The 13,725-nt window shown below is 59.8% G+C and carries 13 protein-coding genes; 6 read left to right on the top strand and 7 right to left on the bottom strand.

What is annotated here, in order from left to right:
• Positions 1–13: 13 nt before the first annotated feature.
• The 6 genes from PQQ86_RS22105 to PQQ86_RS22080 all read right to left on the bottom strand — a co-directional run bounded on the left by PQQ86_RS22105 (position 14) and on the right by PQQ86_RS22080 (position 6,135).
• Positions 14–784 (bottom strand): aldolase, encoded by a 771-nt coding sequence (locus PQQ86_RS22105; protein ID WP_408271616.1) that lies wholly within the window; start codon positions 782–784, stop codon positions 14–16.
• Positions 785–812: 28 nt separating this feature from the next.
• Positions 813–2,132, bottom strand: coding sequence for an MFS transporter (locus tag PQQ86_RS22100; protein ID WP_408271613.1), 1,320 nt, complete (start codon positions 2,130–2,132; stop codon positions 813–815).
• A gap of 174 nt (positions 2,133–2,306) precedes the next feature.
• Positions 2,307–3,338, bottom strand: a complete 1,032-nt coding sequence (locus tag PQQ86_RS22095; protein WP_408271610.1) for an alpha/beta fold hydrolase — start codon at positions 3,336–3,338, stop codon at positions 2,307–2,309.
• 245 nt (positions 3,339–3,583) lie between these two features.
• Complete coding sequence (locus PQQ86_RS22090; protein ID WP_408271608.1) at positions 3,584–4,900, bottom strand: sensor histidine kinase; 1,317 nt, start codon at positions 4,898–4,900, stop codon at positions 3,584–3,586.
• Complete coding sequence (locus PQQ86_RS22085) at positions 4,897–5,637, bottom strand: response regulator (protein ID WP_408271605.1); 741 nt, start codon at positions 5,635–5,637, stop codon at positions 4,897–4,899. The genes PQQ86_RS22090 and PQQ86_RS22085 overlap by 4 nt, the downstream gene beginning before the upstream one ends.
• Before the next feature lie 126 nt (positions 5,638–5,763).
• Positions 5,764–6,135: a GFA family protein gene (locus PQQ86_RS22080; protein ID WP_408271603.1), complete on the bottom strand. Its 372-nt coding sequence runs from the start codon at positions 6,133–6,135 to the stop codon at positions 5,764–5,766.
• A gap of 237 nt (positions 6,136–6,372) precedes the next feature.
• On the opposite strand from PQQ86_RS22080, the gene PQQ86_RS22075 reads away from it, so the two are divergent.
• Positions 6,373–6,954, top strand: coding sequence for a thioredoxin family protein (locus PQQ86_RS22075; RefSeq protein ID WP_408271600.1), 582 nt, complete (start codon positions 6,373–6,375; stop codon positions 6,952–6,954).
• A 209-nt stretch (positions 6,955–7,163) separates the two neighbouring features.
• Positions 7,164–7,400: a DUF4148 domain-containing protein gene (locus PQQ86_RS22070; protein WP_408271597.1), complete on the top strand. Its 237-nt coding sequence runs from the start codon at positions 7,164–7,166 to the stop codon at positions 7,398–7,400.
• A gap of 124 nt (positions 7,401–7,524) precedes the next feature.
• Here PQQ86_RS22070 and PQQ86_RS22065 read toward each other — a convergent pair whose 3' ends face one another.
• Positions 7,525–8,607 carry an aldo/keto reductase gene (locus tag PQQ86_RS22065; protein ID WP_408271594.1) on the bottom strand — a complete coding sequence of 361 codons (1,083 nt, stop codon included), beginning with the start codon at positions 8,605–8,607 and terminating at the stop codon, positions 7,525–7,527.
• 166 nt (positions 8,608–8,773) lie between these two features.
• Here PQQ86_RS22065 and PQQ86_RS22060 point away from each other — a divergent pair, with 166 nt between their 5' ends.
• From PQQ86_RS22060 to cuyB, 4 genes are all read left to right on the top strand, one after another.
• A complete protein-coding gene (locus PQQ86_RS22060; RefSeq protein ID WP_408271591.1) occupies positions 8,774–9,688 on the top strand; it encodes an AraC family transcriptional regulator in 915 nt (304 codons plus the stop codon).
• A 78-nt stretch (positions 9,689–9,766) separates the two neighbouring features.
• Complete coding sequence (locus PQQ86_RS22055; RefSeq protein ID WP_408271588.1) at positions 9,767–10,681, top strand: LysR substrate-binding domain-containing protein; 915 nt, start codon at positions 9,767–9,769, stop codon at positions 10,679–10,681.
• A 181-nt stretch (positions 10,682–10,862) separates the two neighbouring features.
• Positions 10,863–12,152: a dicarboxylate/amino acid:cation symporter gene (locus tag PQQ86_RS22050; RefSeq protein WP_408271586.1), complete on the top strand. Its 1,290-nt coding sequence runs from the start codon at positions 10,863–10,865 to the stop codon at positions 12,150–12,152.
• Positions 12,149–13,627: a cysteate racemase gene (cuyB, locus tag PQQ86_RS22045; RefSeq protein ID WP_408271584.1), complete on the top strand. Its 1,479-nt coding sequence runs from the start codon at positions 12,149–12,151 to the stop codon at positions 13,625–13,627. Before PQQ86_RS22050 ends, cuyB begins: the two co-directional genes overlap by 4 nt.
• Positions 13,628–13,725 lie beyond the last annotated feature (98 nt).

The following is a 13,725-nucleotide window of genomic DNA, read 5'->3' as shown; positions in this document are numbered from 1 at the left end:
CGGCAGGAACGGACTAGAAAAGAACCTCCGGTTCGCGCCGGATCACGCGTCGGCCGAACAGCGCGAAACTCGCCTTAACGATACTAGGCAGGAGCAGAAAGTCGTGCGATTCCTTCGCCAACGCAGGATCGATAGGCACGATCTGCCCCATCGACCTGGCCAGAATCTGGCTGCGCGCAGCGCGCTCAATCAGCACGGACAGATAGGCCGACTCCTCTATCGAGGAGGTGGCCGCAAGGAATCCGTGATTCGCTAGCAGGATTGTCCGCTTGTTGCCGAGCGCACCGGAGATGATCTCGCCCTCATTGTCGGCGATCGGGAGTCCCGGCCATTCTTTCAGAAAAGCGCAGTCGTTAAAGAGCGGTGTGGCGTCCATGTGCGCGACTTCGAGCGGCACGCCCACCATGGACAATACGTTCACATACGGTGGATGCGTATGAACAATGCAGTTGACGTCCGGCCGGCGCCGGTAAGTCCACAGATGAAAACGGATCGCGGGGTTCGCCATACCATTGCCTTCGATCACACGCATTTGATCGTCGATGCGAATCACGCTGCTGCGCGTGATTTCATCGAAGCCAACCGCCATCGCCGTCGTCAGGAATGTACCGTCGCCGGCGCGCAGCGTAATCTGCCCCGCGAGGGTCTCCGAATGTCCTTCGTGCGCGAGCACCCGGCACGCCAGCGCGAGCTTCTGCCGGTCGTCCCATGCGCCCTGCTCGAGTTTGTGATCCATCTCGGCGGCGATGCCGCGACTCAGGTTCGATTTGTCGTGGTCGCTCATGCGAGCCTCCTTGTGGTCGAATAAGTGCTCAGGATTGGCCGACTTGCGATTGCGCGGCCGGCTCAGGAACCGCGTTCGATACGCCGCCGCTACGCGGCGCAAGCAGCACGAAGCTAGCGGCGATCAAGGAACTCGCCGCAACGTAGCATGCAACCCACAACGGATCGCCGTTGCGCGCAGCGAGCAGCGCGGAACAGATCACCGGGCTCATGCCGCCGCCAATGACTGCACCGATTGCGCCAATGGATACGCCGGAAAAGCGCACCTTGACGTCGAACATGTCAGCAAAGAAGCCGCCTTGCGGTCCATACATCAACGGATGGATCAGACCGATTGCAATGACGATGGCAAGCCTGACCAGCGCTGGATCGCGCGTATTCAGCAGGTTGAAATACGGCCAGACGTAAAACGCACAAGCGACGAGGCCTGCCAGATAGATCGGCTTGCGGCCAATGCGATCCGACAGCGCCGCGAACAGCGGCACCATGAAGACGGCCAGCGCTGCACCCGCCATGATCGCGACGAGCACCGCCTGACGCGGCAGTCCAAGATGGACGGTCACATAGGCCACGGAAAACAGCAGCACGAAGATCGACCACGTGATTTCGCCGAGTCGCGCCATGAAGACAATCGCGATTTCCCGGCGATGGTTGCGAAGCAGGTCGGCAAGCGGGAAACTCGCGACGGTCTGGGTCGCCCTCATCTGTTCGAATTCACGCGTTTCCGGCAACCGTGCGCGTCCAATCAGTCCGATCACGACCAGCACCGCGCTGAACAGGAACGGAATGCGCCAGCCCCAGGCCAGGAAGTCAGCTTCGGGTAGCCTCGACATGAGAAGTAAGGCACCCGTCGATAACAAGGCGCCCCCGTAGCTACCCGAATTGCTCCAGCTTCCGTAGAGGCCGCGGCGTCCGGCCGGCGCGCTTTCCACGCCGAGCACGGTGGCGCCGCTCTGCTCACCGCCGATGGCAAAGCCTTGGAATATCCGAAGCAGCGTCAACAAGATGGGCGCCCAGATACCGATTTCGGCGTAGGTCGGCAGGCAACCGACGAGCGTCGACGCAATGCCCATCACCAGCAGCGTGGAAAGCAGCAGCGTCTTGCGGCCGAAGCGATCGCCGAAATGCCCGCAGATCAGCGCCCCCGCACCGCGGGCAAAATAGCCGGCCGCGTAGGTGCCGAGCGAAGCGATCGTGCCGGCGAGCGGATCCAGAGTCGGGAAGAAAATCTTGCTGAATACGAGCGCCGATGCCGTCCCGTACAGCAGGAAATCGTATTGCTCGATCGCCGTGCCGAGAAACGCTGAGATGAAAACGTACGGCCTATGTTTGCGTGGGCTTGGGGACATGTGCGCCTCATGGCATTTGTTTTCGTGCCCCCAGCTTAATTTTTGGCCGAATCAGCGGATTGTCCCTGCCGGAATCCAGAACTTGATCCAGAGTGAACCAGGTGCGCCACCTACACCGCTTTAGCCTGCCCGGGGGCCACAGCCAACTTAAGCCCCCGGACTCCTCCGCTCCGCTTAAAGCCGGGCGACATCGACGATCGCATCGGCAAATGCCTTCGGCGCTTCCTGTGGCAAGTTATGTCCGATGCCCCCGTCGATGTTCCGGTGCTGATACTTGCCGGTGAATTTCTTCGCATAGGCTGTCGGCTCGGGATGCGGTGCGCCGTTGGCGTCGCCCTCCATCGTGATGGTCGGAACCGAAATGGTCGGCCCCTTCGCCAGCCGCGCTTCGAGCTCGTCGTATTGCGGCTCGCCCTTGACCAGGCCCAGACGCCAGCGATAGTTGTGAATCACCACCGCGACGTGATCGGGATTTTTGAAGGACTCAGCCGAGCGGTCGTACGTCGCATCGTCGAAATTCCATTTCGGCGACGCGAGACGCCAGATCAGCTTGTTGAAGTCGTGGCGGTTCGCTTCGTAACCTGCATGGCCACGCTCCGTGGCGAAATAGAACTGATACCACCAGGCCAGTTCCGCCTTCGGTGGCAGCGGCGTCCGGTTGGCTTCCTGACTGCCGATCAGATAACCGCTGACCGACACCATCGCCTGGCATCGCTGCGGCCATAGCGCGGCGATAATATTCGCCGTACGCGCGCCCCAATCGAAGGCGCCGAAGATGGCTTTGTCGATCTTCAATGCGTCCATCAACGCGATGATGTCGACGGCAACCACGGCCTGCTGACCGTTGCGCGGCGTATCCGCGGACAGGAACCGTGTTGAACCATAGCCCCGCAGATACGGCACGATGACCCGATAGCCTGCGGCTGCCAGCAACGGTGTGACTTCGGCGAAGCTGTAGATATCGTAGGGCCAGCCGTGCAGCAGGATCACCACCGGTCCATTCTGCGGGCCCGCTTCCGCATAGCCCACGTTGAGCGTTCCGGCATTGACCTGGCGAATGTTCTCGAACGAAGCGACACGCGTTGCAGTGTTCGTACCCGTCGACTGCGCCTTGGCGAGCCCGCTCAAACCCAACTCCATCAAGCTGATACCAGCAACTGTCGTCCCAAGTAGACGACGACGTCGAGTATTGATCTGATCCGGCATCGCGGATTCTCCTCAAAGGTTAGCTACAGAAACGCAAGGCGTGTCCGGCCTGCGAAGCCAGACGATCTGGCCTGGAATCATTAAGGCCCGTGGACGTATCTGGCGTGTGTCTGCGAAAAGCGCCAGTGAAACGTTATGTATTTACCGACCGTGCAGATACATTGGGATACAGAGACAGGGGGCAGAAGCTAAAGCTCATCGACGAAAAAGTACGGCATACAACGCGATCGGCGAGCGATCGGAATCTAGCCAACGCCTTTCAACACGAGTGTGGCTTCAAGGCCGCCATCGGGCCGGTTATGCAACGACAACGTCGCGTCCATCGCCAAAGCGAGTTGCCGCGCAATCGCGAGGCCCAACCCGGTCCCGCCGGTTCCGCGGTTGCGCGATCCTTCCAGCCGATAGAACGGTTCGAATACCGCTTCCAGTGACTCAGCCGGAATACCTGGCCCACGATCGAGCACGGCGACCCTCACTTGCCCGTCCTGCGAGGCGACCCTGATCTCGGCCGACCCACCAAACTTCAGTGCGTTATCGACGAGATTGCCCACGATCCGGCGCAATGCCTGAGGACGTGTCACCAGTGCAGTGTCGATTCGACCGTGTAGCGAAACGTCCTGGCCAGCATCGACATAGTCGAACACGAGGCTGTCGAACAGCGCATCCGGATCGATACGCAGGGGCGCCTCGCTGGCACCGTGCATGGTGCGCGCGTACGTGACGCCTTCCTTGACCATCGTTTCCATTTCCTGCAGGTCCTGCTGCAGCTTGGCACCCTGTGGGCTCTCGTCCATCACGTCAACACGCAAACGCATACGGGTAATCGGCGTTTGCAGGTCGTGCGAAATCGCCGCGAGGATCTGCAAGCGCTCAGTCATGTACAGCCTGATGCGGTCCTGCATGGCGTTGAACGCCCGCGCTGCGCGCGCCACTTCATCCGGGCCGTCTTCGGGCAGGCGCTCCACCTTCAGGTCGGGGCCCAGCGTATCGGCCGCTCGCGCCAACTGGCTCAACGGGCGCGTTGCCAGCCGTACCGCCAGCCAGCAACACGCGGCCAGCACCACCAGTTGCAGCACCAGCAACCATGACAACCACGGCGACAGCGGCGCGCCCGGCATGGGACGATAGTCGATCGTCAGCGGCGTGCCGTCACTCAACTGCAGATGCACCTGCAGGCGGTCCGGATCGCCGGGGACGGCGTTGGCGGTGAGCGGATAGCGCTTGCCGATGCCGTCTGCGATAGATTGAGCCACCCTCGCTGAGAGCTTCGCATCCGGAGGTGCGCCGGCGACGCCGGGCCCGAGATTGAAGGTATAGGTGCGACGCGCCAGCCTCGGCAGCCATTCGGCGCGTTCGTTAGCGGGCAAATGATCAAGCAGGGCGACGGAGCTGGTGACCTCGCGTTCGATGTAACCCATCATCACGTTCGTCATGGTCTGGTCCCGTTCCGTCATGGTGAGCCAGACCGACAGCGTTTGCACCAGCGCAAGGCTGACAAAGAGAATCAGGGCAAGCCGCGCGAACAGCGTGCGCGGCCAACGCAGCAATGTATTCAGCTTCATGGACCACCTTCGATCATGGTCACCGCCGCTGAAAATACATAACCTTCGCTGCGTAGCGTCTTGATGTACCGAGGCTCACGCGCGGTGTCCTGCAGGCGCTGCCGCAAACGGCTAACAAGCAGATCGATCGAGCGGTCGAACGCATCGGCCTGGCGGCCCTGGGTCAGATTGAGCAATTGATCCCGTGTCAGAACGCGCTGCGGATGATCGAGGAACACGCGCAGCAAGCGGTACTCCGCACCGCTTAAGGCCACCATGGTGCCTTCAGCGTCGAGCAGATGACGCGCCGTGGTGTCGAGCCGCCAGTCGCCAAAGGCGATCATCGGCGCGGTTTCCGTCACCTGCATGCCGGGCGGCAGCATCCGCGCGCGGCGCAGCACGGAGCGGATGCGCGCCAGCAGTTCGCGCACCGCAAACGGCTTGGACAGGTAATCGTCCGCGCCCATTTCCAGGCCGACGATGCGGTCCGTCTCCTCGCTGCGGGCGGTCAGCATCAAGACTGGCACCGCGCGAAACTTGCCGGCGCGCAATTCCCGGCACAGCACGAGACCGTCCTCGCCGGGCATCATCAGATCGAGCACGATCAGATCAGGCGCGCCCTGCTCAAGGACCGTGCGCATCTGCCGGCCGTTGGCGGCGAGCGAAACCCGCATGCCGTTCTTCTCGAGATAGGTGGCGAGCAATTCGCGGATGCCACGATCGTCGTCGACGATCAGGACGTGGTCGGTGGTTTCCATCAACGGATCAATCCTTTCGACGATTGACGCGCACCCGGTTCACGTTGATCAGCGAACAGTGCACGGGATGTGCCAGTTCCGCCGCCAATCCGCCCGCAAGGAAGGCGAGAATTGTCATGAGCTTTCTCATGCGTCCTCCACGACGGACAGGCTGGCGCCATTGGCTACGCTCGCCTCTAGCGTATACGGGTCGACACCCTCCAGGCAACCGATGTTGACTCGCCACAGCTGCGGATCTTTACGCGTCTGGTGGAACGGATAAATGCCGCAGTGCCTGCAGAAGTAGTGCTTCGCCGTGCGTGTATTGAACTGATAGAGCGTCAGCGCTTCCTCGCCCTGCAGGATCTTTAGTTCATTCGCATCGAACAGCGGCGTCATCAGCGCGCCCTTGCGCCGGCACAGGCTGCAATTGCAACGCGCAGCGGGCACGACATCGGTACGGACTTCAAATTTCACGGTCCCGCAGTGACAGGATCCTTGCAGCAGTTCGGTACTCATGTGGCTTCTCCACGGTAGGAATGGCTGCTTTATAACCCAGTACGCGCGACGCTTTGTATCCCAATGTATCTGGGCGTTCCTCTGACACAAAACATTGCACCCGCGCAACCTCGGCGACACAAGCCAGATACGAACGGGCGTTCAAATGCACCCATGCCAACCACTGGAATGCCCGATGCGGCGTACGGGCCCATGCCCGGATCGCCGCTCTGCTCTCCTCCTTGAAAGGACGCTGACATGCTCTCCCGACTCAAAACCACCACGACCGTCGCCCTGTTCGCCGCAACCGTGGCAGCCGGCGCCGCCGCAATCGCAACGCTCGTTGCAAGTCCCACGGCCAGCGCTGCCGCCGGTCCTGTTGCAAACCAGCTCGACAACAACGCTGCCGCGCCGGAATTCGCTGGCATCGATAAATGGCTCAATAGCGACCCCCTGACCATGCAGCGGTTGCGGGGCAAGGTCGTGCTGGTCGATTTCTGGACCTACACCTGCATCAACTGCATCCACGTACTGCCCTACGTCAAGACCTGGAATCAGAAATACAAGGACCAGGGACTGGCGGTGGTCGGCGTCCACACGCCCGAGTATCCGTTCGAGCGCAGCACGGACAACGTCAAGACGGCGATCAAGCGCTTCGGCATTACGTTCCCGGTCGCGCAGGACAACAACTACGCAACATGGCGCGCCTACGACAACCAGTATTGGCCCGCGTTTTATCTGGTCGACAAGAAAGGGCACGTGGCCTACACGCACTTCGGCGAAGGTGACTACGAACAGACCGAAGCGAAGATCAAGGCCTTGCTCGCGGAAAACCCGTGATTCGTATCGCAATGTATCTGGGCATCCAGGTGATACAGAACATTGCAATTACCCCGGTTTCCCGACACAAGTCAGATACGTCGGCACGTTCTAATGCATCAACGCCGGATGCAAGACACAAGCAACTTCGCAGATGACTGACCGAATTGCTGCCTTGCTCCTGACATCGCGGCGCCTTCCTTTTAATTGATTGGTTCACGGAGAACGACATGAAAACTTCAATGATCGCTTTGGCATTCGCTGCATTCGCTACGGCTGGCTTCGCTCACGCCTCTGAAGCTCCGGCAACAACCGGTGCTCAATCGGCCGTCGTGCAAGTGCAGCAATGGAACCCGAGCCAAACTGGCGCAATGCAGAAGACGCGCGCAGAGGTCCGCCACGAACTGGTACAAGCCCAGCGAAATGGTCAGCTCGCTCAGCTCAGCAGTTTGTATCGCGGCAGCTGATTATCTGAGCGCCGCAGGATTGAATTCTGCTTCCAATACGGTAAGCAATCCTCCTGGTTTAGTATCCTTCGCGCGTTTCAATACTTCGACGCCGAGCGTTGCTCGGCGTCGAATATCATTTGCATCAGTACCGAACGCTGCTTGCAGTGACCAGGGGCAACGCTTGCGTCGCTTGACCGTCGACCGTAGCACCGGCGAAGATAAAACTCGGCGAAAGATGAGCGTTGATATCTGCGGGGAAGTTGAGCGCGGGCTTCGACACTTCGTCGAGCATCGCGATCTGCGCGGCGCTGAGTTCGAGGTCCAGCGCAGTCAAGTTGGTTCGAAGTGGATCGATACGTCGCGCGCCGACGATCGTCGACGTCACGCCGCGCCGTTGATGAACCCACGCGAGCGCGACCGCAGCGGGGCTCACCTGAAGTTCAGCGGCGACCGCCACAAGCACGTCGATCACCGGAAACTCCTTGTCGCCCGGCACACCGACAAGCGCCGAACGTTCGGACTTCACGGCTTGAATATTTTCGCGCGTGTATTTGCCCGACAACCAGCCGTTCTTCAGCGGACTCCACGGCATGACACCTATGCCGAGTTCTTCGGCCATCGGTATCAGTTCGCCTTCGGCCGTCCGCTCCAGCAGCGAATACTCGACTTGCATCGCAATGATCCGGTTCCAGCCGCGAAACTGCGCCATGGTCTGCGCTTGCGCGACCTTCCAGGCCGGTGTGTCGGAGATTCCGATGTAACGAATCTTGCCGGAGGCAACCAGGTCGTCGAGCGCGCGCATCGTCTCGTCGATCGGCGTGGTCCGGTCCCAGTTGTGAATCCAGTAGAGATCGATGTAATCCGTCTGCAGGCGGCGCAACGACGCTTCGCATTGTTCGACCATTGCCTTGCGTCCGGCGCCTCCGCCGTTCGGATCGCCAACGTGCAGGTTGCCGACAAACTTCGTCGCAATGACGCTGCGATGACGGCGGTCCTTGCGCGCCGCAAAGAAGTCTCCGATGATTTTTTCCGAGTGGCCCAGCGTATAGATGTTGGCCGTATCGATGAAATTCCCACCGCGCTCCAGGTACTCCGAAAGTATGGCTTCGGATTCGGCGGGGCTCGTGCCCCAACCCCAGTCTTCACCGAAGGTCATCGTCCCAAGACAAAAGGGACTCACGCGCAGACCAGAAGATCCGAGCGTGACGTATGAATCGAGCGACATAAAGTTTCTCCTGGAAAATGAGCCGACTGGCTAGTTCCAATGAAACCATCGCGCGAGTGCGGCACGGTAGACTGAACCGCGCAAGCTCTTGCACAATCCTCTCAGATTGAGCGGGTTCGGGCAGATCTGCTTGCGCTTTCATGGCCGGCCAGGATACGTTTGAGTTATGGATACGCTCGCTGAACTTCGCACGCTGATTGGCCGCCATGCTGTCGACGACGTGACGGCAACGAGCCTGCCTGGGGTCATCGTGTCGGTGTCGACTGCACAAACGCAGTCGGTTCATCGCATCTACGAGCCGGTATTCGCTCTGGTCGCCCAGGGCGCAAAGCGCGCGACCCTCGGCGAGCAGATCCTCGAATATCACGCCGGACAATGTCTGGTCGTGACCGTCGATCTCCCAATGTCCGGACACGTGATCGAAGCGAGCGAGAAAAAGCCGTTTCTGGCAGTGGGCCTGAAATTGAAACCCGCGACTATCGCTTCATTGTTGCTCGACACCGCTTCGGACGCACCTGTGATGATGAACCCGTTCGGCGCGGCTGTCGGCGAAGCGACGCCCGAACTGCTTGACCCATTTGTGCGACTGCTGCGGTTGCTTGAGCATCCGGAAGACGTGCCCGTTCTCGCGCCGATGATCGAGCGCGAAATCTTGTGGCGGATACTCACAGGAAGCCAGGGTGCGCTACTGCGGCAGGTCGGCCTTGCCGATAGCCGCCTGTCGCACGTCGGGCGCGCAATTCGCTGGATCCGCATGCACTATGCGGAGATACTTCACACTGAAGGGCTCGCGGAGCTGGCGGCGATGAGCGTGTCCTCATTCCATCGGCACTTTCGCGCCGTCACCGCCATGAGCCCGCTGCAGTATCAGAAGCAGATCAGGCTTCAGGAAGCCCGCGCACAACTGCTGACCACGTCGAAGGACATTGCCAGCGTCGGGCTGAGCGTTGGCTATGACAGCGCCTCGCAATTCAGCCGTGAGTACAGCCGGCTGTTCGGAAGGCCGCCGGGGCGAGATGCGGAGCGGCTGCGATCGTCGGCCATGCAGGGAGGTAGTGCAACTGTGCGAGTCACAACCTGATCGACTCACTACAGCGTAGCCGTAGAATTACACACTCGTTTCCAGGCACGCTCACTCGCCGCACACATCGGACCCGACATGGAAATCAAGTGGATTGAGGACTTCATCGCGCTCTCCCAGTATCAGAGCTTCTCGCGGGCGGCGGAATTTCGGAATGTCACCCAGTCGGGCTTCAGCAGGCGTATTCAGTCGCTTGAGCAGTGGGTGGGCGCGGACCTCATCGACCGAAGCAGCTTTCCTCCCACGCTGACGCCTGCCGGACAACTGTTTCGTGAGGCCGCGGTAGATATTCTTGGGAAGCTATTCGATACGCGAGCGATCATTCGCATCGACCAACGCATGGCGGGTAAAGGCTTGCAGATTGCAGCGGGCCATACGATCGCGCTAAGTTTCCTGCCGGCCTGGTTGAAGGCGCTCACTGCCCGTTTCGGGGAGGTACGTGCCCGGGTGATACCCACCAATGTCCACGACTCCATCCTGATGCTCGTGAACGGCAACTGCGAACTGATGTTTGCCTATCATCACCCGGAGCTGCCTCTCCATCTCGACCCGATCAGGTACGAGCATCTCACCGTAGGCGTCGATGTACTGATGCCTGTCTGCCGGCCAAACCCACGTGGCGCGCCCATCTTCCGGTTGCCGGGCACGGCGACGCGTCCATTGCCGTTGATCACGTACACGGAAACCAGCTATTTCGGCCGCTGCCTCGCACTCCTCCTGAGCCGCGTCGACGCAATCCCGGCTTTGCGGCCTCACTACGAATCCGACATGGCCGAGGTCCTTAAGAAACTGGTCCTGGAAGGCGAAGGCGTTGCCTGGCTGCCAAAAAGCTCGATCGTCGCCGAGCTCGATGCGGGCGAACTCGTGCCGGCCGGACGGGATGCGTGGCATCTCGAAGTTGAACTTCGCGTCTACCGGGATGCCTCGAATCGCAGTGAGTTTCTGGACACGCTCTGGCGCCACCTTCGCGCCGAATCGCAGGCTGTCGATTAAGGGTAATCCCGCGTTATGCGAGTCTCGCATATTCCCATGCAGGACCCGCATTGAGTCTTTTTTGATCATCTCTATCATCCGTCCATACACAGAAACGTCGCTCCTCTAGCGGCGTTTTTGCCTCCTGCCAGCGTACGGTGGTCGCGTCAGACCTCAGTGCGCCTTCCTCGGACTGATGGAAATGAAAAACCGCCTAACGTTTTATATTGTGATCGGCATGGTGCTCGGCGTGATTGTCGGCTACGTGTGCCATCGGACCGTAGCCGATGCTGCGGAAGCCAAGACAATCGCCGGTTACTTCTCGATCATTACCGACATCTTCTTGCGCCTCGTGAAGATGATTATCGCGCCGCTCGTCTTCGCCACGCTGGTGTCCGGGCTCGCCGGAATGGAAGGGACGAGCGACGTGCGCAGAATCGGCTTCAGGTCGGTGGGATGGTTCGTGTGCGCGTCGCTTTTCTCGCTCACGCTTGGCCTTGTCCTTGCGAATGCACTGCAGCCTGGCGCCGGCTTGCATATGACGCAGACCAGTTCCGATGTTGCCACCGGTCTCAACACCGCGGGTCTGAACTTCAAGGACTTCGTCACGCATGCGTTCCCTTCCAGCATCATCGATGCGATGGCTCGGAATGACATTCTTCAAATCCTCGTCTTTTCCGTGCTGTTTGGTGTGGTCCTGAGTGCCATCAAGACGGACCCACGCGTCACACCGTTGATCGCAGGCATTGATGCACTCGTCCCCGCGATGCTGAAGCTGACCGACTATGTGATGCGGCTCGCCCCCATTGGTGTCTTCGGCGCCCTTGCCTCCGCGATTACGGTACACGGCCTGGACGTGTTGACCACCTATGGCAAGCTCGTCGGAAGCTTCTACCTTGGTCTCGTCCTGCTGTGGGCTGTGCTTATCCTCGTTGGTCACGTCTTTCTGCGCAAATCGATCTGGAGGTTGCTTAAAGCGGTCCGTGAGCCCGCGATGCTGGCCTTCTCTACCGCGAGCAGTGAAGCCGCTTATCCGCGCCTCACTGAGAAGCTTGAACAGTTCGGTATCGACAAGAAGGTCGTCGGCTTCACGTTGCCGCTCGGCTACGCGTTCAATCTCGACGGATCGATGATGTACCAGGCGTTTGCTGCGATCTTTATCGCGCAAGCCTTCGGCATCGACATGCCGCTCAGCACTCAGATCATGATGTTGCTAGTGCTTATGTTGAGCAGCAAGGGGATGGCCGGCGTCGCAAGAGGTTCCGTGGTGGTGGTTGCGGCCGTTGCCCCGATGTTTCATTTGCCTCCGTCCGGCGTGGTGTTGATCCTCGCCATCGATCAGATTCTCGATATGGGGCGAACCGCCACGAACGTCATCGGCAACAGTATCGCGACGGCCGTTATCGCGAAGTGGGAAGCCAGGCGGGTTGCCAGGCAGCACGACGCAGAGAACAACGTTGTCCTGGGCCAACTGCAAGGCGAAGCAAAATGATCAGCGCAAACGTGCTGAGCGGGAAAAAGTTCGGTGTGGTGGGCGGTCTGGGGCCACTGGCGAGCGCGGATGTCTTTTTCAAGCTCGTCAAATCGACGCCCGCTTCGAGCGATGCCGAACACGTCGATGTCATTTTTGAGCAGCATCCCTTCCGAAGCGCGGCCATAGGAAGTGAGGCGACGACTCAACGGAAACTGTACATTTTCGACATGATTAGCGGCTTCGAGAAGAGAGGGATGACAACCGTCGTACTCCCCTGCTTTCTCAGCCACACGTTTATCGACGAACTGAAGGCTAACTCGCCTTTGCAGATTGTCGATATGGTGGAAGGCGTCCGCAGCCATGTTCGAAGAAAATTTCCGGCAGCACGGCGAATCGGCGTGCTGACCTCGGACTACACCCGTCGAAAGGGGTTATTCGAAAAGTATTTCGCGGAGCCGGAATTTGAAGTCCTTCATCCCCGCACACGCGACGGCGTCGATCTCATCACCGAAGCCGTCTACGGCGCGAACGGCATCAAGAGCGGAAATCTGTCGGGCCGGCCTGTCGCGCTTCTGCGCGAGGCGTGCGAGGACCTCATCGCACAAGGTGCACAAATCATCGTGCCGGGTCTGACGGAGATTGCGCTCGTGGCGGAGGAAATGGGCTCATTTCGAGTGCCGCTGATCGATTCGAATCTTGCGTATGCGCAGTATGTGATTGCGGGCGAATACGGTTTGCCTGAATCCATTTTCAAAGTGGGCGTGGTCGGTGGAGTTGGGCCCGCGGCGACGGTGGACTTCATGCAGAAGATCGTACGCAATACGCCGGCGAATCGGGATCAGGACCATATCAGGCTTCTGATTGAACAGAATCCGCAGATTCCCGATCGCACAGAAAACCTGATCGGTGACGGCCCCGACCCGACGATTTCGCTTTACGCGACCTGTAAAAAGCTCGAGTCGGGCGACGCGGACCTCATCGCGATTCCGTGTAACACCGCTCACGCATTTGTTGAACGTATCCAGCCGTACCTCGGCATACCGATCGTCAATATGTTGACGGTTACGGTCCGCCATCTGCGCGAAACGTTTCCGCTGCTGCGCTCCGTTGGCGTGCTGGCAACCTCCGGCACGATCGCAAGCGGTGTCTACGAAAAGGCCCTCGAATCGCAGGGTCTGCGGCAAATCGTTCCGGCCGCGGAATTGCAGGCCCGCGTGATGGATGCGATCTACGGCAAGGTAGGGGTAAAAGCAGGATTCACTACCGGGCGATGCCTCGACGACATCGCCGCTGCCATTGATGGGCTCATAGCGGAAGGCGTTGAGGTCATCGTCCTGGGATGTACCGAGCTGCCGCTTTTATTGCCACAGACGAGTTTCGTGGGGAAGACCGGCGCACGCGTCAGTCTCGTCGATCCAACCGATGTCCTTGCACAGCAATGCGTGGCCCTCGCGACAGCGGCCGCGGAACGCCCCGTTTCTTTGCGCTGTTAAATCCTTGTAGGAGACTGGATATGAACATCAACACTACCCCTCAACGGATCGCCTCTCTGCGCAGGACGAGCACAACGCTCACTGCTGCGCTTCTCGTC

This window comes from Paraburkholderia sediminicola, assembly GCF_046026675.1.
Lineage (GTDB): Bacteria > Pseudomonadota > Gammaproteobacteria > Burkholderiales > Burkholderiaceae > Paraburkholderia > Paraburkholderia sediminicola_F.
This window is presented reverse-complemented; position numbering and strand designations above follow the sequence as displayed.